This is a genomic window from Pseudomonas sp. LB3P81, assembly GCF_054897965.1.
Map to the genome: position 1 here is coordinate 4,532,140 of NZ_JBUBVG010000001.1, position 21,328 is coordinate 4,553,467.

Annotated in this window: 19 protein-coding genes and 2 pseudogenes; 16 read left to right on the forward strand and 5 right to left on the reverse strand. The window is 60.1% G+C overall.

The genetic code is table 11. The annotated features are described in order from the left end of the window. The first annotated feature begins 141 nt into the window (after positions 1–141). Together purL and ACYZTL_RS21035 are read left to right on the forward strand one after the other, a co-directional pair. Positions 142–4,038 carry a phosphoribosylformylglycinamidine synthase gene (gene purL / locus ACYZTL_RS21030; RefSeq protein WP_461953357.1) on the forward strand — a complete coding sequence of 1,299 codons (3,897 nt, stop codon included), beginning with the start codon at positions 142–144 and terminating at the stop codon, positions 4,036–4,038. Positions 4,039–4,043: 5 nt separating this feature from the next. Then, on the forward strand, positions 4,044–4,355 hold the full coding sequence (locus ACYZTL_RS21035) for an NGG1p interacting factor NIF3 (protein ID WP_461953358.1): 312 nt from the start codon (positions 4,044–4,046) through the stop codon (positions 4,353–4,355). A 372-nt stretch (positions 4,356–4,727) separates the two neighbouring features. Here the strand turns inward: ACYZTL_RS21035 and ACYZTL_RS21040 are convergent, their stop codons facing one another. Together ACYZTL_RS21040 and ACYZTL_RS21045 are read right to left on the reverse strand one after the other, a co-directional pair. Then, positions 4,728–5,231: a L,D-transpeptidase family protein gene (locus ACYZTL_RS21040; RefSeq protein WP_461953359.1), complete on the reverse strand. Its 504-nt coding sequence runs from the start codon at positions 5,229–5,231 to the stop codon at positions 4,728–4,730. Positions 5,232–5,327: 96 nt separating this feature from the next. Beyond that, positions 5,328–5,879, reverse strand: coding sequence for an NUDIX hydrolase (locus ACYZTL_RS21045; RefSeq protein WP_461953360.1), 552 nt, complete (start codon positions 5,877–5,879; stop codon positions 5,328–5,330). Positions 5,880–6,025: 146 nt separating this feature from the next. Between ACYZTL_RS21045 and ACYZTL_RS21050 the strand changes: the two genes are divergently transcribed. From ACYZTL_RS21050 to purT, 5 genes and pseudogenes are all read left to right on the forward strand, one after another. Then, positions 6,026–6,625, forward strand: a complete 600-nt coding sequence (locus tag ACYZTL_RS21050) for a CoA pyrophosphatase (protein ID WP_461953361.1) — start codon at positions 6,026–6,028, stop codon at positions 6,623–6,625. A gap of 53 nt (positions 6,626–6,678) precedes the next feature. After that, positions 6,679–7,203, forward strand: coding sequence for a gamma carbonic anhydrase family protein (locus ACYZTL_RS21055; RefSeq protein WP_027924900.1), 525 nt, complete (start codon positions 6,679–6,681; stop codon positions 7,201–7,203). Continuing rightward, positions 7,200–7,415, forward strand: a complete 216-nt coding sequence (locus tag ACYZTL_RS21060; RefSeq protein WP_461953362.1) for a DUF1289 domain-containing protein — start codon at positions 7,200–7,202, stop codon at positions 7,413–7,415. The genes ACYZTL_RS21055 and ACYZTL_RS21060 overlap by 4 nt, the downstream gene beginning before the upstream one ends. A 234-nt stretch (positions 7,416–7,649) precedes the next feature. After that, positions 7,650–7,793: pseudogene (locus tag ACYZTL_RS21065) on the forward strand (preQ0 transporter); the annotation flags it as partial. A gap of 100 nt (positions 7,794–7,893) precedes the next feature. Then, positions 7,894–9,075, forward strand: coding sequence for a formate-dependent phosphoribosylglycinamide formyltransferase (gene purT, locus ACYZTL_RS21070; protein WP_461953363.1), 1,182 nt, complete (start codon positions 7,894–7,896; stop codon positions 9,073–9,075). Between the two features lie 133 nt (positions 9,076–9,208). Here the strand turns inward: purT and ACYZTL_RS21075 are convergent. The 3 genes and pseudogenes from ACYZTL_RS21075 to ACYZTL_RS21085 form a co-directional block, all read right to left on the reverse strand. Then, positions 9,209–9,784: pseudogene (locus tag ACYZTL_RS21075) on the reverse strand (MFS transporter); the annotation flags it as partial. Positions 9,785–10,112: 328 nt separating this feature from the next. After that, positions 10,113–11,348, reverse strand: a complete 1,236-nt coding sequence (locus tag ACYZTL_RS21080; RefSeq protein ID WP_461953364.1) for a transporter associated domain-containing protein — start codon at positions 11,346–11,348, stop codon at positions 10,113–10,115. 12 nt (positions 11,349–11,360) lie between these two features. Then, positions 11,361–12,173 (reverse strand): cytochrome C assembly family protein, encoded by an 813-nt coding sequence (locus ACYZTL_RS21085; protein ID WP_461953365.1) that lies wholly within the window; start codon positions 12,171–12,173, stop codon positions 11,361–11,363. Between the two features lie 195 nt (positions 12,174–12,368). On the opposite strand from ACYZTL_RS21085, the gene ffh reads away from it, so the two are divergent. The 9 genes from ffh to thrC all read left to right on the forward strand — a co-directional run bounded on the left by ffh (position 12,369) and on the right by thrC (position 20,895). Further along, positions 12,369–13,745 (forward strand): signal recognition particle protein, encoded by a 1,377-nt coding sequence (ffh, locus tag ACYZTL_RS21090; protein ID WP_017340267.1) that lies wholly within the window; start codon positions 12,369–12,371, stop codon positions 13,743–13,745. 250 nt (positions 13,746–13,995) lie between these two features. Continuing rightward, positions 13,996–14,247, forward strand: coding sequence for a 30S ribosomal protein S16 (rpsP, locus tag ACYZTL_RS21095; RefSeq protein WP_007944872.1), 252 nt, complete (start codon positions 13,996–13,998; stop codon positions 14,245–14,247). Between the two features lie 5 nt (positions 14,248–14,252). Continuing rightward, on the forward strand, positions 14,253–14,789 hold the full coding sequence (rimM, locus tag ACYZTL_RS21100) for a ribosome maturation factor RimM (RefSeq protein WP_461953366.1): 537 nt from the start codon (positions 14,253–14,255) through the stop codon (positions 14,787–14,789). 2 nt (positions 14,790–14,791) lie between these two features. Then, positions 14,792–15,544 carry a tRNA (guanosine(37)-N1)-methyltransferase TrmD gene (trmD, locus tag ACYZTL_RS21105; RefSeq protein ID WP_007897583.1) on the forward strand — a complete coding sequence of 251 codons (753 nt, stop codon included), beginning with the start codon at positions 14,792–14,794 and terminating at the stop codon, positions 15,542–15,544. Between the two features lie 45 nt (positions 15,545–15,589). Next, the gene (gene rplS, locus ACYZTL_RS21110; RefSeq protein ID WP_003175895.1) at positions 15,590–15,940 is read left to right on the forward strand and encodes a 50S ribosomal protein L19; all 351 of its coding nucleotides are present in this window, start codon (positions 15,590–15,592) and stop codon (positions 15,938–15,940) included. Positions 15,941–16,039: 99 nt separating this feature from the next. Then, positions 16,040–16,936: a site-specific tyrosine recombinase XerD gene (gene xerD, locus ACYZTL_RS21115; protein WP_008025604.1), complete on the forward strand. Its 897-nt coding sequence runs from the start codon at positions 16,040–16,042 to the stop codon at positions 16,934–16,936. A 312-nt stretch (positions 16,937–17,248) separates the two neighbouring features. Further along, positions 17,249–17,980: a bifunctional protein-disulfide isomerase/oxidoreductase DsbC gene (gene dsbC, locus ACYZTL_RS21120; RefSeq protein WP_214380869.1), complete on the forward strand. Its 732-nt coding sequence runs from the start codon at positions 17,249–17,251 to the stop codon at positions 17,978–17,980. 134 nt (positions 17,981–18,114) lie between these two features. Further along, positions 18,115–19,419 carry a homoserine dehydrogenase gene (locus ACYZTL_RS21125; RefSeq protein WP_027924910.1) on the forward strand — a complete coding sequence of 435 codons (1,305 nt, stop codon included), beginning with the start codon at positions 18,115–18,117 and terminating at the stop codon, positions 19,417–19,419. Between the two features lie 66 nt (positions 19,420–19,485). After that, complete coding sequence (gene thrC / locus ACYZTL_RS21130) at positions 19,486–20,895, forward strand: threonine synthase (RefSeq protein ID WP_461953367.1); 1,410 nt, start codon at positions 19,486–19,488, stop codon at positions 20,893–20,895. Positions 20,896–21,328: the final 433 nt, after the last annotated feature.

Sequence of the window (21,328 nt, forward strand, 5' to 3'; positions counted from 1 at the left end):
CCGGCGAACCGCTGTTTCAGGCGCAAATACCTGGCCCGACGTTCGGGTACGGCCGTGCGTACCGTTTCGGGTGCTGTCGCGGGCGGTTTAGGCTAGAATGCACGGCCTCAAAGCACACCCCTTCCCGAGGCTGTCCCGAAGATGTTGATCCTGCGCGGCGCTCCTGCCCTTTCTGCCTTTCGCCACAGCAAACTCCTTGAGCAACTGAGCCAGAAGGTTCCGGCTGTCAGTGGCTTGTATGCTGAATTCGCTCACTTCGCCGAAGTTACCGGCGTCCTGACCGGCGACGAACAGCAGGTGCTCGCGCGCCTTCTGAAGTACGGTCCAAGCGTTCCGGTACAAGAGCCGACCGGTCGCCTGTTCCTGGTGTTGCCGCGTTTCGGCACCATCTCGCCGTGGTCCAGTAAAGCCAGCGACATCGCTCGCAATTGCGGCCTGAGCAAGATCCAGCGCCTGGAGCGCGGCATCGCGTTCTACGTGGCCGGCCAGTTCAGCGACGCCGACGCGCAGCTGATCTCCGATGCGCTGCACGACCGCATGACCCAGATCGTATTGGGCAACCTCGAACAGGCCGCCGGCCTGTTCAGCCACGCCGAGCCGAAACCGCTGACCGCGATCGACGTCCTGGGTGGCGGCCGCGCTGCGCTGGAAAAAGCCAACACCGAGCTGGGCCTGGCCCTGGCCGAAGACGAGATCGACTACCTGGTCAACGCCTTCGTTGGTTTGAAGCGCAACCCCCACGACATCGAACTGATGATGTTCGCTCAGGCGAACTCCGAGCACTGCCGTCACAAGATCTTCAACGCCAGTTGGGACATCGACGGTCAGAGCCAGGAAAAAAGCCTGTTCGGCATGATCAAGAACACCTACCAGATGCACAGCGAAGGCGTTCTGTCCGCTTATAAGGACAACGCTTCGGTGATCGTCGGTAACGTCGCCGGCCGTTTCTTCCCGGACCCTGAAACCCGCCAGTACGGCGCGGTGCAGGAACCGGTGCACATCCTGATGAAGGTCGAGACCCACAACCACCCGACCGCGATTGCCCCGTTCCCGGGTGCGTCCACCGGTTCCGGTGGCGAGATTCGCGACGAAGGCGCTACCGGTCGCGGCGCCAAGCCAAAGGCTGGCCTGACCGGTTTCACCGTATCGAACCTGCAAATCCCTGGCTTCGAACAGCCGTGGGAAGTGCCGTACGGCAAGCCTGAGCGCATCGTCACGGCGCTGGACATCATGATCGAAGGCCCACTGGGTGGCGCCGCGTTCAACAACGAATTCGGCCGTCCGGCCCTGACCGGTTATTTCCGTACCTTCGAACAGTCGATCACCACCCCGCGTGGCGACGAAGTTCGCGGTTACCACAAGCCGATCATGCTGGCTGGCGGCATGGGTAACATCCGTGCCGAACACGTACAGAAAGGCGAAATCACCGTCGGCTCCAAGCTGATCGTGCTCGGCGGCCCGGCGATGTTGATCGGTTTGGGCGGCGGCGCAGCTTCCTCCATGGCCACCGGCACCAGCTCGGCTGACCTGGACTTCGCCTCCGTACAGCGCGAAAACCCGGAAATGGAACGTCGCTGCCAGGAAGTCATCGACCGTTGCTGGCAGTTGGGCGACAAAAACCCGATCAGCTTCATCCACGACGTGGGTGCGGGCGGTCTGTCCAACGCCTTCCCGGAACTGGTCAACGACGGCAACCGTGGCGGTCGCTTCGAACTGCGCAACATTCCAAACGACGAGCCGGGCATGGCCCCGCACGAAATCTGGAGTAACGAATCCCAGGAACGTTACGTTCTGGCGGTCGGCCCGGCTGACTTTGAACGCTTCCAGGCGATCTGCGAACGTGAGCGTTGCCCGTTTGCCGTGGTCGGCGAAGCCACTGCCGAGCCACAGCTGACTGTCACCGACAGCCACTTCGGCAACAGCCCGGTGGACATGCCGCTGGAAGTGCTGCTGGGCAAAGCCCCGCGCATGCACCGTTCGGCCGTTCGTGAAAATGAACTGGGCGACGATTTCGATCCGTCGACGCTGGAAATTGCAGACTGCGTCGAACGCGTTCTGCATCACCCGGCCGTGGCGAGCAAAAGCTTCCTGATCACCATCGGCGACCGCACCATCACCGGCCTTGTGGCTCGTGACCAGATGGTCGGCCCGTGGCAGGTTCCGGTGGCCGACGTTGCCGTCACCGCCACCAGCTTCGACGTCTACACCGGTGAAGCCATGGCCATGGGCGAGCGTACTCCGCTGGCACTGCTGGACGCTCCGGCGTCGGGCCGCATGGCCATCGGCGAAACCCTGACCAACATCGCCGCTTCGCGCATCAACAAGATCTCCGACATCAAACTGTCGGCGAACTGGATGTCCGCCGCCGGCCACCCGGGTGAAGACGCGCGTCTGTACGACACCGTGAAAGCGGTCGGCATGGAACTGTGCCCTGAGCTGGGCATCACCATTCCGGTGGGCAAGGACTCCATGTCCATGGCCACGCGCTGGAACGACAACGGCGAAGACAAGACGGTCACCTCGCCAATGTCCCTGATCGTGACCGGTTTCGCGCCAGTGGCTGACATCCGTCAGACCCTGACCCCGGAACTGCGCATGGACAAAGGCACCACCGACCTGGTCCTGATCGATCTGGGCCGTGGCCAGAACCGCATGGGCGCCTCGATCCTGGCCCAGGTTCATGGCAAGCTCGGCTCGCAAGCGCCGGACGTTGACGATTCCGAAGACCTCAAGGCCTTCTTCGCCGTGATCCAGGGCCTCAACGCCGACGGTCACCTGCTGGCTTACCACGACCGTTCCGACGGTGGTTTGTTGACCAGCGTTGTGGAAATGGCCTTCGCCGGCCACTGCGGTCTGAGCCTGAACCTCGACGGTCTGGCGGAAACTTCTGCCGACATCGCCGCGATCCTGTTCAACGAAGAACTGGGCGCCGTTATTCAGGTTCGTCAGGACGCCACCCCGGACATCCTCGCGCAGTTCAGCGCTGCGGGCCTGGGCGACTGCGTGTCGGTGATCGGTCAGCCGATGAACAACGGCGAGATCAACATCACCTTTAACGGTGACACTGTCTTCGAAGGTCAGCGTCGTCTGCTGCAACGTCAGTGGGCTGAAACCAGCTACCAGATTCAGCGTCTGCGCGATAACGCCGACTGCGCCGAACAAGAGTTCGACGTGCTGCTGGAAGAAGACAACCCGGGCCTGAGCGTCAAGCTGAGCTACGACGTCAACCAGGACGTCGCCGCGCCTTACATCAAGAAAGGCATCCGTCCACAGGTTGCCGTGCTGCGTGAGCAGGGCGTCAACGGTCAGGTGGAAATGGCGGCCGCGTTCGACCGCGCCGGTTTCAACGCGATCGACGTGCACATGAGTGACATTCTGGCCGGCCGTGTCGACCTGAACGAGTTCAAAGGCCTGGTGGCCTGCGGCGGTTTCTCCTACGGCGACGTGTTGGGTGCCGGCGAAGGCTGGGCCAAGTCCGCGCTGTTCAACAGCCGTGCTCGCGATGCCTTCCAGGGCTTCTTTGAACGCAACGACAGCTTCACCCTCGGCGTGTGCAACGGTTGCCAGATGATGTCCAACCTGCACGAGCTGATCCCGGGCAGCGAGTTCTGGCCGCACTTCGTGCGTAACCGTTCCGAGCAGTTCGAAGCCCGTGTGGCAATGGTTCAGGTCCAGGAGTCGAACTCGATCTTCCTGCAAGGCATGGCCGGTTCGCGCATGCCGATCGCCATCGCACACGGTGAAGGTCATGCCGAGTTCGAAAGTGAGGAAGCGTTGCTGGAAGCCGATCTGTCGGGTTGCGTGGCGATGCGTTTCGTCGATAACCACGGCAAGGTCACCGAAAGCTACCCGGCCAACCCGAACGGCTCGCCGCGCGGGATCACCGGTTTGACCAGCCGCGACGGTCGCGTAACGATCATGATGCCGCACCCGGAGCGTGTGTTCCGCGCCGTGCAGAACTCCTGGCGTTCGGAAGACTGGAACGAAGACGCACCTTGGATGCGTATGTTCCGTAACGCTCGCGTGTGGGTTAACTAAGCGTCGTGTACAAGCTCAGCTTTTTTGTTCCGGGCAGCCATGTCGAGGTGGTCAAGAGCGCCGTATTCGCTGCCGGTGGTGGGCGGATCGGGGCTTATGATCACTGCGCGTGGCAGGTGTTGGGCCAGGGTCAGTTTCGTCCACTGGAGGGCAGTCAGGCGTTCATTGGCGAAGCAGGGCAGGTCGAACAGGTTGAGGAATGGAAGGTTGAGCTGGTGGTGGCGGATGAGTTGATTCGCTCGGTGGTGGCGGCTCTGAAACAGAGCCATCCCTACGAGACACCGGCTTATGAGGTGTGGCGGTTGGAGGATTTTTGATCTTCCAGATCGTTGAAATGAGAAACCCGCTGAAGTGATTTCAGCGGGTTTTTTATTGCCCTGGATTTGCGGTGTTCGGAAGGCCTCTTCGCGAGCAAGCCCGCTCTCACACTGATTCTGTGTCGTTCACGGAGCAAGTGTGGGAGCGGGCTTGCTCGCGAAAGCGGACTGTCAGGCGCCGAAGATCTAAACCTTGGCACTCATCTCACTACGGTTGACCAACGCCTCCAGCGCATCATTCAAACGCGCTGCCTTGTCGCCAATCAACAGATGCCAGACGCCCCCCGTTTTGCGACTGCTTCGCAGCCGAACGGGGCGGTGCGACGTTTCGCTAAACCCCCTCGCCACAAAGGTCTCTCACAGTCCAGGGGGTTACGGGCGGATTTCGATCATCGTGCCGTCCGGCACCAGGTTCCAGATTTCACGCATGTCCATATTGCGCATGGCGATGCAGCCGTCGGTCCAGTCCAGAGTGTGGAACAGGTCCTCAGGGGTGTCTTCGGTGTCCGGCGTTCCGTGGATCATGATCATGCCGCCGGGCTCGACGCCTTCGCGCCGCGCGCGCGCGGAGTCGCTGATGTTCGGGTAGGAGATGTGCATCGCCAGGTTGAATTTATCGCTGACCTTGCGCCAGTCCAGCCAATAGAAACCTTCAGGCGTGCGTTTGTCGCCCTCCATCAGTTTCGGCCCCTTGGGGCGTTTGCCCAGGGAAATGCGATAGGTCTTGAGCGGCTTGCCGTCGTTGATCAATTGCAATTGGTGGGTGGACTTGAGAACCAGGACTTTTTCGATGACTTTGCCGTCCAGGGTTTCCGCAACGGAAGCCTGTGACATGGCAACGAACGACAAGCAAAACACGGCAAGCAACCAGCGCATTGAAACGATATCCCTGAAAGGTGTCGCGGCTATTTTATTGTAGGAGCTGCCGCAGGCTGCGATCTTTTAACGTCTGCGAAAATCCCGAAACTGAAATCAAGTAATGGCAGGCTGAGCAAGCGGCGGGATCGACTCGGACCGCACGGGGTAGACCTCAGTCCGCCGGTCAGCGAAGAAGCATTCTAAAGTACGGCCCACCGTGCGGAAAGCCAGGTCGGACCACGGGATGTCGGCTTCGTCGAAAAGTGCCACTTCCAGGCTCTCCGGGCCGGCGGAAAAATCCAGGTCCGCCAGCTCCGCGCGAAAGAACACATGCACCTGACTGATGTGCGGCACGTCGATCAACGTATAGATGCTCAGGTTGCGCACCCGCGCGCAGGCTTCTTCAGCTGTTTCGCGAATGGCCGCCTGCTCGATGGTTTCGCCGTTCTCCATGAAACCGGCGGGCAGGGTCCAGTAACCGAGCCGTGGCTCGATGGCGCGTCGGCACAGCAACACTTTCGAGCCCCAGGTCGCCACGCAGCCGGCGACGATATTGGGGTTCTGGTAGTGAATCGCGTGACAGCTGTCACAGACAAAACGCAGACGCGAATCACCTTCCGGAATGCGTTGTGTCACCGGGTTGCCGCACTGACTGCAAAATTTCATGCTTGGGTTCCTGAATGCTGCGCCTATCTTGGCGTGCGGCGGTGTCTGTCGGCAAGTTGTCGTTTCGCGACACGCGGCAGTTCGGGGGTTGGGCGGTCGGTGTGATTGGTGCATGATGCGAAGTAGCGAATAAAACGAGAAGACTCATGCTGGACGAGCTACTGCATCGAGTAAGCAACCACACCCCACGCACACTGGAAACCGACAAGCGTTTCCCTGAGGCCGCGGTACTGGTGCCCATCACTCGCAGTGATGAACCGGAACTGGTTCTCACCCTGCGCGCCAGCGGGCTCTCGACCCATGGCGGTGAAGTCGCCTTCCCTGGCGGACGACGGGATCCTGAAGACCCGGACCTGATTTTCACCGCGCTGCGCGAAGCCGAAGAAGAAATCGGCCTGCCGCCGGGGCTGGTCGAAGTCATCGGCCCGCTGAGTCCACTGATCTCCCTGCACGGCATCAAGGTCACGCCTTATGTCGGCGTGATTCCGGATTTCGTCGAGTACCGGGCCAACGATGCCGAGATCGCCGCCGTGTTCAGCGTGCCCCTGGAGTTCTTCCGCAAGGACCCGCGCGAACATACCCATCGCATCGATTACCAGGGGCACAGCTGGTATGTGCCGAGTTATCGTTATGGCGAATACAAGATCTGGGGCCTGACGGCGATCATGATCGTCGAGTTGATCAACCTGCTCTATGACGCCAAAATCAGCCTGCACCAGCCTCCCAAGAGTTTTATCAACACCTGAAGCCATCGTTCGTATGGCGTGAATCACGGCTGCCTGAGCCTGAGGACAACACGATGAAATACCGCCTGGGCGACGCCCGTGTCGAGACCCATCCGCAGAGCTGGGTAGCACCCAATGCCGTGCTGGTGGGCAAGGTCAAACTGGAAGAGGGCGCCAACGTCTGGTTCAACGCGGTACTGCGCGGCGACAACGAATTGATCCTGATCGGCAAGAACAGCAACGTCCAGGACGGTACCGTGATGCACACCGACATGGGCTATCCGCTGACCATCGGCACTGGCGTGACCATCGGCCACAACGCCATGCTTCATGGCTGCACCGTCGGCGATTACAGCCTGATCGGCATCAACGCGGTGATCCTCAACGGTGCGAAGATCGGCAAGAACTGCATCATCGGCGCCAACTCGCTGATCGGCGAAGGTAAGGAAATTCCGGACGGTTCGCTGGTCATGGGCTCGCCGGGCAAGGTTGTTCGTGAGCTGACCGAGCCACAAAAGAAGATGCTCGAGGCCAGCGCTGCGCACTATGTGCATAACTCGCAGCGTTATGCCCGCGATCTGGCAGAGCAGGAAGAATGAACACGCCTGAACGTCCGGTGCGATCGCCCTGCGTGAATATCTGTGCGCTGGACGACGATGACATTTGCACCGGGTGTCAGCGCACGGTGGAAGAGATCACGCGCTGGAGTCGGATGGACAACGAAGAGCGGCGCAAGGTGTTGGGGTTGTGTCATGAGCGGGCGAAATCGAGTGGGTTGATTTGGATGCTGCCTTCCAAATCCGATTCCTGAGCCTTGTGAGTTTTTGTGGTTGATGAGGTTTTTGTGGCGAGGGAGCTTGCTCCCGCTGGCTGCGAAGCAGCCCAAAACTGACAGGTCCTGTTTTATCTGACACCCCATGCTCTGATTTTGGGGCCGCTTCGCAGCCCAGCGGGAGCAAGCTCCCTCGCCACAGGTTATTTGTGAGCTAAAGATAAAGTAATCTGTGCGCCAAATTGACAGGTATTCCCGCGCCACATGCTCTTCCTGATCGCCTTCATCTTCTTCGGCATGATCGACGCCTTCACCCCGGCCGTGATCCTCACCGCCATGGGTTCGAAGTTCGCCGGTGTCACGGCTGTGTGGCTGATCATGGCGTGGCGCCTGTGCAAACAGGCCGTCGCCGGCTGAAGCCAAACCCTGCGGTTCATGTAAAATGCCGCGCTTTCTCCCCATGGGAAGCGCGCGTGGCGTTGCATCCCTCGATGATCCGCTCCTTTGAGGACCTGAGATGACCCGTATCGGAACTCCATTGTCGCCAACCGCGACCCGCGTATTGATGTGTGGCTGTGGCGAGTTGGGCAAGGAAGTGGTGATCGAGCTGCAGCGCCTGGGCGTTGAAGTGATTGCCGTGGATCGCTACGCCAACGCGCCGGCCATGCAAGTGGCCCATCGCAGCCACGTGATCAACATGCTCGACGGCGCTGCCCTGCGTGCGGTGATCGAAGCCGAGAAGCCGCATTTCATCGTGCCGGAAATCGAAGCCATCGCCACCGCGACCCTGGTCGAACTGGAAGCCGAAGGCTTCACCGTGATCCCGACTGCACGCGCCGCGCAACTGACCATGAACCGTGAAGGCATCCGTCGCCTGGCCGCTGAAGAGCTGGACCTTCCGACCTCGCCGTACCACTTCGCCGATACCTTCGAGGACTACAGCAAGGCCGTTCAGGACTTGGGTTTCCCGTGCGTGGTCAAGCCGGTCATGAGTTCGTCGGGCAAAGGCCAGAGCCTGCTGCGCAGCGCCGATGACGTGAAAACCGCGTGGGATTACGCCCAGGAAGGCGGCCGCGCCGGTAAAGGTCGCGTGATCATCGAAGGTTTCATCGACTTCGACTACGAAATAACCCTGCTGACCGTGCGTCACGTCGGCGGCACCACCTTCTGCGCGCCGGTCGGTCACCGTCAGGAGAAGGGCGACTACCAGGAATCCTGGCAGCCGCAAGCCATGAGCCCGGTTGCGCTGGCGGAATCCGAGCGCGTAGCCAAAGCGGTTACTGAAGCCTTGGGCGGTCGTGGTCTGTTTGGTGTCGAGCTGTTCATCAAAGGCGATCAGGTGTGGTTCAGCGAAGTGTCGCCGCGCCCGCATGACACCGGTTTGGTGACCCTGATTTCTCAGGACCTGTCGCAGTTCGCGCTGCACGCGCGGGCCATTCTGGGCTTGCCGATTCCTTTGATTCGTCAGTTCGGCCCATCGGCTTCGGCGGTGATTCTGGTGGAAGGGCAGTCGACCCAGACCGCATTCGCCAACCTGGGTGCTGCGTTGAGCGAGCCGGATACGGCGTTGCGTCTGTTCGGCAAGCCTGAGGTGAATGGCCAGCGGCGGATGGGTGTGGCGCTGGCGCGGGATGAATCGATTGAAGCGGCCCGGGCTAAAGCGACCCGTGCTTCTCAGGCTGTTGTTGTAGAGCTGTAACCGAGTCGCGACCTTCGCGAGCAAGCCCGCTCCCACATTTGATCGATGTGAACACAGATGTTGTGTGCACCCAAATCTAATGTGGGAGCGGGCTCGCTCCGGGCGGCGCTCCGACGAAGCTTTTGACTTTGCTTTATGCCACCCGATTCAAATCGTTATGCCGCGTCTCCTTCAGGCACAGCACTGCAATCAAACTCAGCACCGCCGCCCCCGACACGTACCCGCCGACATAACTCAGACCGCCCACCGCCACCAGCTTCTGCGCGAAGAACGGCGCCGCCGAGGCTCCGACAATACCGCCCAGGTTGTAGGCCGCTGACGCGCCGGTATAGCGCACATGCGTCGGAAACAGCTCCGCCAGCAACGCACCCATCGGCGCAAACGTCACGCCCATCAGAAACAGCTCGATGCACAGAAACAGCGCCACGCCCCAGGTCGAACCCTGGGTCATCAGCGGCTCCATCAAGAACCCGGACAGAATCGCCAGCACGCCACCGATGATCAGCACCGGTTTACGTCCATAACGGTCACTGGCCCAGGCCGATAACGGTGTGGCGGCGGCCATGAACAGCACGTCGAAGCACAGCAGGGCGAGGAAGGTTTCGCGGGTGTAGCCGAGCGTCGACACGCCATAACTCAGCGAAAACACCGTCGAGATGTAGAACAGCGCGTAGCACACCACCATCGAACCGGCCCCCAACAGCATTGGTGCGGTTATCCCTGACAGTCATGTGCCCCAGTGGAGCGAATTATTATGGTCGAACACCCAGGGATGTGGGTTTGAAGCGGAGTGCGGGTAGCACGGGGGTGGGGCGGGGCCTGGGTAAGCGGGATCGATTATAGGAAGGTGGCTAACGATCGAACAAGTGGCCAGCGCTGGCGATGGCTTTTGTGGCGAGGGAGCTTGCTCCCGCTCGGGCGCGCAGCGGCCGCAAAATGGCTGAATGAGTGCTAGCAGGATAATTGCGGCGTCTGTGATTGGGTCTGCTTCGCAGCCCAGCGGGAGCAAGCTCCCTCGCCACAGGGGGCGCCAAGCTTTAGATGACTGCTGGAACTGAACTGGTGTGCCAGATCAGCACGCGCGTCACGCGATTGTCTTCCGTCTCCAGAATCTCCAGCCGATAGCGCCCGATCTTCAGGCACACCGCACTCTCCGGAATCGTCTCCAGCGCCTCGGTTACCAGCCCGTTAAGGGTTTTCGGGCCATCGCTGGGCAAGTGCCAGCCGAGACTTTTGTTCAGGTCGCGTATCGACGCCGCACCATCGATCACCAGTCGTCCATCGGCCTGCGGATGGATGTGCGGGTTATCCAGGCTGTGCTGGCTTTCGAATTCGCCGACGATTTCTTCGAGAATGTCTTCCAGGGTGACGATGCCCAGCACTTCGCCGTACTCGTCGACCACCATGCCCAGGCGCCGCTGCTGCTTGTGGAAATTCAGCAGTTGCAGCTGCAGCGGGGTGCTTTCCGGCACGAAGTAGGGATCGTGACACGCTGCCAGCAGCGCTTCGCGAGTCAGGTGGCCATCGGGCAACAGATGGCGGATCTGCCGGGTGTTGAGCACCGCCTCGACCTGATTGATGTCGCTGTGGAAAACCGGCAGGCGCGTGCGCCGATTGGCACGAAGCTGTTCGAGGATTTCTTCGATCGAGTCGTCCAGGTTGATCCCGTCGACGTCACTGCGCGGCACCAGAATGTCGTTGACCGTGATGTTGTCCAGCGCGTGGATGCCCGACACCGGGTGCGGGCGAGAGACAGGGTGTTCCAGGTCGTCGCGCCGATCATTCGGCGTCTCGTCTTCGCTTTGCTGCACCACGTTGGCTTTGCGGGCAAACGGTCTCATCAGCAACTGGCTGACGCCGTCAAGCAGCCAGGCGGCCGGGTAGATGATTTTCAGCGGCACGCCGAGCAAGGTGTTGCCCAGGGCCAGGATCGCGTCGGGGTAGCGGGCGGCGAGGGTGCGCGGCAGGTAGTCGGCGAATACCAGCAGAATCACGCCAGCGCCGAGGAAAGCCGCCCATGGCCCATTTTCGGCCCAGGTGAAAATCGCCAGCAAGGTGCTGATGACCACCACCAGCACGCGGCACAGGGTGTTACAGAAAATCAGGCTGTTGAGCGGAAAACTCAGTTTCGCCACCGGCTTGTCGCTGGCACGCGAGGCAGTGCGTTGAGCCAGCAAGTGCTGCTGCGCCACCTCGATGGCGGTAAACAGCCCCGACCATAAAATCAACAGGGCCACTACTGCGAGCATCGGCCCTATGGGCAAGTCGTCCATTAATGCCGCCCGTCAGATGTGCAGGATGTATTCACGAACCAGCTTGCTGCCGAAATACGCCAGCATCAGCAGGCAGAAACCGGCGAGGGTCCAGCGAATGGCCTTGTGTCCGCGCCAGCCGAGGCGGTTACGACCCCAGAGCAGCACACTGAAGACGATCCAGGCCAGGCACGCCAGCAGGGTTTTGTGCACCAGGTGCTGGGCGAACAGGTTGTCGACGAACAGCCAGCCGGAAAGCAGCGAAAGCGACAACAGGGTCCAGCCGGCCCAAAGGAAACCGAACAGCAGGCTTTCCATGGTTTGCAGCGGCGGGAAGTTCTTGATCAGTCCGGACGGGTGCTTGTGCTTGAGCTGATGGTCCTGAACCAGCAGCAGCAAGGCCTGGAACATCGCAATGGTGAACATGCCGTAAGCAAGGATCGACAGCAGGATGTGCGCGAGGATGCCTGGCTCTTCATCAATGATCTGCACCGTACCGGCCGGGGCGAGCTGCGCCAGCAACACGGTCGCGGCGCCCAGCGGGAACAGCAATATAAGCAGGTTTTCCACCGGGATCCGCGAGCAGGCCAGCAGCGTCAGGGCGATGACCGCCGCGGCAATCAGGCTGGCGGCACTGAAGAAGTCCAGGCCCAAGCCGATTGGCGTCAGCAGATGGGTGAACAGGCTGGCGCTATGGGCCAGGACGGCCAGCACGCCGAGCGTAACCAGCAGGCGCTTGTTCGCCTTGGCGCCGGAGGCCAGACGAGTGCCCTGATAGAGGGTCGCAGCGGCATATAAGCAGGCGGCGGCGAGTGTGGTCAGCAAACTGGGTGACAAGGGGAGCATAAATCCTGTTAGGCAAGCCCGAAAGGCGCTGAGTTTGGCATAGAACCCACACGCCACGAAAGTGCGAGGTGTCCGCCAGTCGCAGTCTTCGCTATAATCCGCGACCTGCCCACGCCGCAGGCTCGCCGAGCACATGTTGATTCCGGTCTGGGCCGCCATTATCCCGGTCTACACAGGGCCTGAAAGGATCGCGCAATGTTTGAAAACTTAACCGACCGTCTCTCGCAGACGCTGCGCCATGTCACCGGCAAGGCCAAGCTGACCGAGGACAACATCAAAGACACCCTGCGCGAAGTGCGCATGGCGTTGCTCGAAGCCGACGTCGCCTTGCCGGTGGTGAAGGACTTCGTCAATTCGGTCAAGGAACGCGCCGTCGGCACCGAGGTGTCGCGCAGCCTGACGCCGGGCCAGGCCTTCGTGAAGATCGTCCAGGCCGAACTCGAAAGCCTGATGGGCGCGGCCAACGAAGACCTCAACCTGAGCGCCGTTCCGCCAGCCGTCGTGCTGATGGCCGGTTTGCAGGGCGCTGGTAAAACCACCACCGCCGGCAAACTTGCGCGCTTCCTTAAAGAGCGCAAGAAGAAGTCGGTCATGGTCGTGTCCGCGGACGTCTACCGTCCGGCAGCGATCAAGCAGCTGGAAATGCTCGCGGGTGAAGTCGGCGTTACCTTCTTCCCGTCCGACCTGAGCCAGAAGCCGGTCGAGATCGCGCAAGCGGCTATAAAAGAAGCAAAGCTTAAGTTTATTGATGTGGTCATCGTCGATACCGCCGGTCGTCTGCACATCGACGAAGAGATGATGGGCGAGATCAAGGCGTTGCACGCCGCGATCAACCCGGTCGAAACGCTGTTCGTGGTTGACGCCATGACCGGTCAGGACGCCGCCAACACGGCCAAGGCCTTCGGCGATGCGCTGCCGCTGACCGGTGTGATCCTGACCAAGGTCGACGGCGACGCCCGTGGCGGTGCCGCCCTGTCGGTGCGCGCCATCACCGGCAAGCCGATCAAGTTCATCGGTATGGGCGAGAAGAGCGAAGCGCTCGAACCGTTCCACCCTGAGCGTATCGCATCGCGCATCCTCGGCATGGGCGACGTGCTCAGCCTGATCGAACAGGCCGAAGCGACCCTCGACAAGGACAAGGCCGACAAGCTGGCCAAGAAGCTGAAGAAGGGCAAGGGTTTCGACCTCGAAGACTTCCGCGATCAGCTGCAACAGATGAAGAACATGGGCGGCCTCGGCGGCCTCATGGACAAACTGCCGAACATCGGCGGCGTGAACCTGGCGCAGATGGGCAACGCCCAGGGCGCGGCAGAGAAACAATTCAAGCAGATGGAAGCCATCATCAATTCCATGACCCCGGCCGAGCGCCGCGACCCTGAGCTGATCAGCGGTTCGCGCAAGCGCCGGATCGCCATGGGCTCCGGCACCCAGGTGCAGGACATCGGTCGCTTGATCAAGCAGCACAAGCAGATGCAGAAGATGATGAAGAAGTTCTCCGCGAAAGGCGGAATGGCCAAAATGATGCGCGGCATGGGCGGTATGTTGCCCGGCGGCGGCATGCCGAAAATGTAAAGAATCCGCGCCGGCAGTGATGTCGGCGCAGACCCGCAGGGATGCGGGATCTCCAGCAAACCCGCACTTGGCGGGAGCTGACTGGCCGTTTTCAACGACGGCTCTATAGCAAATCTGGATGGCGTCCGATAGGCCGCCGGAAAAAGTCATTTGCAAAAGTCCGGATATTCCTTAGAATATGCGGCCTTTCGGGCACCTATGCCCGCTGTGCCTTTAGATTTGCAGCACCGACTACAGGAACGATGTTCACATGCTAACAATCCGTCTTGCCCTTGGCGGCTCCAAAAAGCGCCCGTTTTACCACTTGACCGTAACCGACAGCCGCAACCCGCGCGACGGTTCGCACAAGGAACAGGTTGGTTTCTTCAACCCTGTTGCTCGTGGTCAAGAAGTTCGTCTGTCCGTGAACCAAGAGCGCGTAGCCTACTGGCTGAGCGTTGGTGCACAACCTTCTGAGCGTGTTGCTCAGTTGTTGAAGGACGCTGCTAAGGCTGCGGCCTGAGCAATATGAGCGCGGCGCCTGCTATTGCTGATGATTTGATCGTTATCGGCAAGATTTATTCTGTTCATGGCGTTCGCGGCGAAGTGAAGGTTTATTCCTTTACTGATCCGACTGAAAACCTGTTGCAGTACAAAACCTGGACGCTCAAGCGCGAAGGCAATGTGAAACAGGTCGAGCTGGTCAGTGGACGTGGGAGCGACAAGTTCCTGGTCGCAAAGCTCAAGGGTCTCGATGATCGTGAAGAAGCGCGTCTTCTGGCCGGTTATGAGATCTGCGTGCCGCGCAATCTGTTCCCTGAATTGACCGACGGCGAGTACTACTGGTACCAGCTGGAAGGTCTGAAGGTTATTGATCAACTCGGGCAATTGCTCGGGAAAATCGATCATCTTCTGGAAACCGGCGCCAATGATGTAATGGTGGTCAAGCCTTGCGCTGGCAGCCTGGATGATCGCGAACGCCTGTTGCCCTATACGGAGCAATGCGTGTTGGCCGTCGACCTGGTCGCAGGCGAGATGAAGGTGGATTGGGATGCGGACTTCTAAGCGTGGCTAACTTGCGCGTAGAAGTGATCAGTTTGTTTCCCGAGATGTTCTCCGCCATCAGCGAGTACGGCATCACCAGTCGGGCGGTGAAACAGGGGCTCTTGCAGCTCACCTGTTGGAACCCGCGAGACTACACGACGGATCGACATCACACTGTGGATGATCGCCCATTTGGCGGTGGTCCGGGCATGGTGATGAAGATCAAGCCCCTGGAAGATGCTCTGGTTCAGGCCAAGGCAGCAGCCGGGGAGGCGGCGAAGGTGATTTACCTGTCCCCCCAAGGCCGTCAACTGACTCAGTCGGCGGTACGCGAGTTGGCGAATCTGGATGCATTGATCCTGATTGCCGGCCGCTATGAAGGCATTGACGAGCGTTTTATTGATGCTCATGTCGATGAAGAGTGGTCGATTGGCGACTATGTACTGTCTGGCGGCGAGCTGCCGGCGATGGTCCTGATCGATGCGGTTACACGACTGCTGCCTGGAGCTTTAGGGCATGCGGACTCCGCCGAGGAAGATTCCTTTACGGATGGTTTGCTGGATTGCCCGCACTACACCCGACCGGAGGTGTATGCGGATCAGCGTGTTCCCGACGTATTGCTAAGTGGCAATCACGCGCACATCCGGCGTTGGCGTTTACAGCAGTCCCTTGGTAGGACCTTTGAACGACGCGCCGATCTTCTGGAAAGCCGCTCGCTTTCTGGAGAAGAGAAGAAGCTGCTCGAGGAATACATCCGCGAGCGGGACGATAGTTAACAACGTATCGATGGTAAGTCCGTTGATTTACCTTAGGAGCACAGCATGACTAACAAAATCATCCTTGCACTCGAAGCAGAGCAGATGACCAAAGAGATCCCTACCTTTGCCCCGGGCGACACCATTGTCGTTCAGGTGAAAGTGAAGGAAGGCGACCGTTCGCGTCTGCAAGCGTTCGAAGGTGTTGTTATCGCCAAGCGTAACCGCGGCGTAAACAGTGCTTTCACCGTTCGTAAAATCTCCAACGGTGTTGGCGTAGAGCGTACTTTCCAGACCTACAGCCCGCAAATCGACAGCATGGCCGTTAAACGTCGCGGTGACGTACGTAAAGCCAAGCTGTACTACCTGCGTGACCTGTCCGGTAAAGCAGCTCGCATCAAGGAAAAACTGGCTTAAGTCCAGCTTCCGATGCAGAAAAAAGCAGCCTACGGGCTGCTTTTTTGTTGCCTGCGATTTATCTTCCTTGGCCGTACTGTCGGTCCTGCCTGAGCCTTTATGCCCGCCATCGATCATCCTTTGATAGACCAGTTTCTCGACGCGCTGTGGCTGGAGAAAGGTCTTTCCGATAACACCCGCGATGCCTATCGCAGTGACCTGGCCTTGTTCAACGGCTGGTTGCAGGAGAAGGGGCTGGAGTTGATCAACGCCGGCCGCGAATTGATCCTCGATCACTTGGCCTGGCGTCTGGAGCAAAACTACAAACCTCGCTCAACCGCACGATTTCTCTCCGGCGTGCGTGGTTTCTATCGCTATTTGCTGCGGGAAAAGTTGATCGCGGTCGATCCGACGTTACGCGTCGATATGCCTCAGCTCGGTAGGCCGTTGCCTAAATCCTTGTCGGAAGCAGATGTGGAGGCGTTGCTGAAGGCGCCCGACTTGAGCGAAGCCATCGGTCAGCGGGACCGCGCCATGCTCGAAGTGCTTTACGCCTGCGGCCTGCGGGTGACGGAACTGATCAGCCTGACACTGGAGCAGGTCAACCTGCGTCAGGGCGTACTGCGAGTGATGGGCAAGGGCAGCAAGGAGCGCCTGGTACCGATGGGTGAGGAGGCGATTGTCTGGGTCGAGCGTTACATGCGCGACGCCCGTGGCGAACTGCTCGGCGGGCGTCCCAGCGATGTGCTGTTTCCCAGCCAGCGCGGCGAGCAGATGACTCGCCAGACCTTCTGGCACCGGATCAAGCACCAGGCCAAGGTTGCCGGGATCGGCAAGTCGCTGTCGCCACACACCTTGCGCCATGCCTTCGCTACGCATTTGCTCAACCACGGCGCCGATTTGCGGGTGGTGCAAATGCTGCTCGGCCACAGCGATTTGTCGACCACCCAGATCTACACCCACGTCGCCCGGGCGCGTTTGCAGGACCTGCACGCCAAACACCACCCGCGCGGCTAACGTCCCTTATGGATAAACAATGACCTCTGTGGCGAGGGAGCTTGCTCCCGCTGGGTCGCGCAGCGGCCCCAAAACCACACACTGCCGTCAATCAGGAAAATCGAAGTGCCTGGTTTGCGACTGCTGCGCAGTCGAGCGGGAGCAAGCTCCCTCGCCACAATGATGTGCGTCGCGGGGTGTCTTGCGACAGGCGCATTCGGCCCCACTGGCCTTATGTGGTAGGCTTTGCCGGTTTGCACGATGGGCGGTTATGACCCGGTGTTTCGGCACGGGCGTTCTGATCGTCCCATTTGTCCGCCTTCAGGAGTTCTCATGCGTCTGACCCAGATTTTCGCCGCCGCAGCCATTGCGTTGGTCAGCACCTTTGCCGTCGCCGATGACGCGGCCGACAAAGCCATCCGTAAAAGCCTGGAAAACCTCCAGCTCGAAGTGCCGGTAGAAAGCATCACCGCCAGTCCGTTGCCCGGCCTGTACGAAGTCAAGCTCAAGGGCAGCCGCGTGCTTTACGCCAGCGCCGACGGCCAGTACGTGGTTCAGGGCTACATGTTCCAGCTCAAGGACGGCAAACCGGTCAACCTGACCGAGAAGGCCGAACGCCTTGGCATTTCCAAGCTGGTCAACGAGATTCCGGTCGCGGAAACCGTGGTTTACCCGGCCATTGGCGAAACCAAATCGCACATCACTGTGTTCACCGACACCACCTGCCCGTACTGCCACAAACTGCACGCGGAAGTGCCTGAGCTGAACAAGCGCGGCATTGAAGTGCGTTACGTCGCGTTCCCGCGCCAGGGCCTGGGCTCGCCGGGTGACGAACAGCTGCAAGCAGTCTGGTGCTCGAAAGACAAGAAAGCGGCCATGGACAAAATGGTCGACGGCAAGGAAATCAAGGCCGCCAAGTGCGATAACCCGGTTTCCAAACAGTTCGCTCTCGGCCAGTCGATCGGCGTGAACGGCACACCGGCCATCGTTTTGGCTGACGGTCAGGTCATTCCGGGCTACCAGCCTGCGCCACAAGTCGCCAAACTGGCGCTGGGCGCGAAGTAAATTCGCATCGTCACGGCCAGCCTTTGACGATCATGGTCCGGCGGCAACATTTGCCGGGCCATTAATAGAGAGCCGCGAGCACGCGGCTGTTTTCACGGCCGGCCTTGAGTCGGCCGTTTCATGGGGAGTTCACAGTGAAACCGGTCAAAGTAGGCATCTGTGGGTTAGGGACCGTCGGTGGCGGTACCTTCAACGTACTTCAGCGCAACGCCGAGGAAATTGCTCGTCGTGCCGGGCGTGGTATCGAAGTGGCACAAATTGCCATGCGCACGCCAAAGCCTCAGTTCCAAACGACCGGTATTGCGATTACCAACGATGTCTTCGAAGTGGCCACGAACCCTGAGATCGACATCGTTATAGAGCTGATGGGCGGCTACACCGTTGCCCGCGAGCTGGTACTCAAGGCCATCGAGAATGGCAAGCATGTGGTCACCGCGAACAAGGCACTGATTGCCGTTCACGGTAATGAAATTTTTGCCAAGGCTCGCGAGAAAGGCGTGATCGTGGCATTCGAAGCGGCTGTGGCCGGTGGCATTCCGGTGATCAAGGCGATCCGTGAAGGCCTGTCGGCCAACCGCATCAACTGGGTCGCCGGCATCATCAACGGCACCGGCAACTTCATCCTCACCGAGATGCGCGAGAAGGGTCGCACCTTCGAAGACGTACTCGCCGAGGCGCAAGCCCTGGGTTACGCCGAAGCCGATCCGACCTTCGACGTTGAAGGCATCGACGCAGCCCACAAGCTGACGATCCTGGCCTCCATCGCGTTCGGCATTCCGCTGCAATTCGACAAGGCTTACACCGAAGGCATCACCAAGCTGACCACCGCTGACGTAAATTACGCCGAAGCGCTGGGCTATCGCATCAAGCACCTGGGCGTCGCTCGCAGCACTGCGGCTGGCATCGAGTTGCGGGTGCACCCGACGCTGATCCCGGCTGATCGTCTGATCGCCAACGTCAACGGCGTGATGAACGCGGTGATGGTCAACGGTGACGCTGCCGGTTCGACCCTGTTCTACGGCGCCGGCGCCGGCATGGAGCCGACCGCTTCGTCGGTGATCGCTGACCTGGTGGACGTGGTTCGCGCCATGACCTCCGATCCGGAAAACCGCGTACCGCATCTGGCCTTCCAGCCGGATTCGCTGTCGGCGCATCCGATCCTGCCGATCGAAGCCTGCGAAAGCGCTTACTACCTGCGCATTCAGGCCAAGGACCATCCGGGCGTGCTGGCTCAGGTCGCGAGTATCCTGTCGGAGCGCGGCATCAACATCGAATCGATCATGCAGAAAGAAGTCGAAGAGCATGACGGTCTGGTGCCGATGATCCTGCTGACTCACCGTGTGCTGGAACAGCACATGAACGACGCGATCGCCGCCCTCGAAGCCCTGACAGGCGTGGTCGGTCCGGTCGTACGGATCCGCGTCGAGCACCTGAACTAAGCCGTTATCGTTCACCGGGCCTGCGTGCGGGCCCGGGTTTGCGAACACTGTCTATTGGAGCCAGTCATGCGTTATATCAGTACCCGCGGCCAGGCACCGGCCCTGAATTTCGAAGACGTCCTGCTGGCCGGTCTCGCCACCGACGGCGGTCTGTACGTCCCGGAAAACCTGCCACGTTTCACCCAGGAAGAAATCGCTTCCTGGGCCGGTTTGCCGTATCACGAGCTGGCCTTCCGGGTGATGCGCCCGTTCGTCACCGGCAGCATTCCTGATGCCGATTTCAAAAAGATTCTGGAAGAGACTTACGGCGTGTTCTCGCACAACGCCGTGGCACCGTTGCGTCAACTGAACGGTAACGAATGGGTGCTGGAGCTGTTCCATGGCCCGACCCTGGCGTTCAAGGATTTCGCCCTGCAACTGCTCGGTCGTTTGCTCGACTATGTGCTGGAAAAACGCGGTGAGCGCGTGGTGATTGTCGGCGCCACCTCCGGTGATACCGGTTCGGCTGCCATCGAAGGCTGCAAGCACTGCGAAAACGTCGACATCTTCATCCTGCACCCGCACAACCGTGTGTCCGAAGTGCAGCGTCGCCAGATGACCACTATCTTCGGCGAGAACATCCACAACATCGCCATCGAAGGCAACTTCGATGACTGCCAGGAAATGGTCAAGGCGAGCTTCGCTGATCAGAGTTTCCTCAAGGGCACGCGTCTGGTAGCGGTGAACTCGATCAACTGGGCGCGGATCATGGCCCAGATCGTTTACTACTTCCACGCAGCCCTGCAGTTGGGCGGCCCGGCGCGTTCGGTGTCGTTCTCGGTGCCGACCGGCAACTTCGGCGACATCTTCGCCGGCTACCTGGCGCGGAACATGGGCCTGCCGATCAACCAGTTGATCGTCGCCACCAACCGCAACGACATCCTGCACCGCTTCATGAGCGGCAATCAGTACGTCAAGGAAACCCTGCACGCCACGCTGTCGCCGTCGATGGACATCATGGTGTCGTCGAACTTCGAACGTCTGCTGTTTGACCTGCACGGTCGTAACGGTGCGGCAATTGCCGGTTTGATGGATTCGTTCAAGCTGGGCGGCGGTTTCAGCGTTGAACAGGAGCGTTGGACCGAAGCTCGCAAGCTGTTTGATTCGCTGGCCGTGGATGATGCGCAAACCTGCGAAACCATCGCTGAAGTCTATGAGCAGACGGGTGAGTTGCTGGATCCGCACACTGCTATCGGCGTGAAGGCTGCGCGGGAATGCCGTCGTAGTCTGGATATTCCGATGGTGATTCTCGGCACTGCGCACCCGGTCAAGTTCCCGGATGCGGTGGAGAAGGCTGGCGTCGGTAAAGCGCTGGAACTGCCTGTGCACCTGGCTGATCTGTTTGAGCGGGATGAGCGTTGCACCGTGTTGCCGAATGACCTCAAGGCTGTGCAAGCGTTTGTCAGTCAGCATGGGAATCGTGGTAAGCCGCTGTAACCGGGTAGTTTGGTTTACATATCCGTTTCTGCGGTAACGGCCACCTATGGTTCCGCTTTTACAGCGGGTCACTTGGAAAAGCGCCAAGTAACCAAGCGCTTTTGCCCCTTTCGTTCGGTGGCTCGCTAAGGCTCGCCATGCCCTCGCTCCGGTCCTGCTCCGTGGGCCCGCCGCGATCGGTCATCCATGGCCGTGCGCGGCTAACCCGGCATCCATGCCGGGTTGCCCACTGCGCAGAACCTGCGCTCGGCCTCTCGAGGGGGCGTGCACCGCAAAAGCAAAAGCGAGGCGGCCTCTGGGCCGACCGGGGCATCAAGCGGGCGCGCTTCGCTGATTGGGCCGTGCACACACTCTGGGCTCTGACGCGGATTCCCTGTGGGAGCGGGCTTGCTCGCGAAAGCGGTGGGTCAGGCAACATTTATGGCGACTGACC

Coding starts and splice junctions, on each gene's coding strand:
- purL (WP_461953357.1), top strand. CDS start 142: ATGTTGATCCTGCGCGGCGCTCCTGCCCTTTCTGCCTTTCGCCACAGC.
- ACYZTL_RS21040 (WP_461953359.1), bottom strand. CDS start 5,231: ATGCGCTGGTTGCTTGCCGTGTTTTGCTTGTCGTTCGTTGCCATGTCA.
- ACYZTL_RS21045 (WP_461953360.1), bottom strand. CDS start 5,879: ATGAAATTTTGCAGTCAGTGCGGCAACCCGGTGACACAACGCATTCCG.
- ACYZTL_RS21050 (WP_461953361.1), top strand. CDS start 6,026: ATGCTGGACGAGCTACTGCATCGAGTAAGCAACCACACCCCACGCACA.
- ACYZTL_RS21055 (WP_027924900.1), top strand. CDS start 6,679: ATGAAATACCGCCTGGGCGACGCCCGTGTCGAGACCCATCCGCAGAGC.
- ACYZTL_RS21060 (WP_461953362.1), top strand. CDS start 7,200: ATGAACACGCCTGAACGTCCGGTGCGATCGCCCTGCGTGAATATCTGT.
- purT (WP_461953363.1), top strand. CDS start 7,894: ATGACCCGTATCGGAACTCCATTGTCGCCAACCGCGACCCGCGTATTG.
- ACYZTL_RS21080 (WP_461953364.1), bottom strand. CDS start 11,348: ATGGACGACTTGCCCATAGGGCCGATGCTCGCAGTAGTGGCCCTGTTG.
- ACYZTL_RS21085 (WP_461953365.1), bottom strand. CDS start 12,173: ATGCTCCCCTTGTCACCCAGTTTGCTGACCACACTCGCCGCCGCCTGC.
- ffh (WP_017340267.1), top strand. CDS start 12,369: ATGTTTGAAAACTTAACCGACCGTCTCTCGCAGACGCTGCGCCATGTC.
- rpsP (WP_007944872.1), top strand. CDS start 13,996: ATGCTAACAATCCGTCTTGCCCTTGGCGGCTCCAAAAAGCGCCCGTTT.
- rimM (WP_461953366.1), top strand. CDS start 14,253: ATGAGCGCGGCGCCTGCTATTGCTGATGATTTGATCGTTATCGGCAAG.
- rplS (WP_003175895.1), top strand. CDS start 15,590: ATGACTAACAAAATCATCCTTGCACTCGAAGCAGAGCAGATGACCAAA.
- xerD (WP_008025604.1), top strand. CDS start 16,040: ATGCCCGCCATCGATCATCCTTTGATAGACCAGTTTCTCGACGCGCTG.
- dsbC (WP_214380869.1), top strand. CDS start 17,249: ATGCGTCTGACCCAGATTTTCGCCGCCGCAGCCATTGCGTTGGTCAGC.
- thrC (WP_461953367.1), top strand. CDS start 19,486: ATGCGTTATATCAGTACCCGCGGCCAGGCACCGGCCCTGAATTTCGAA.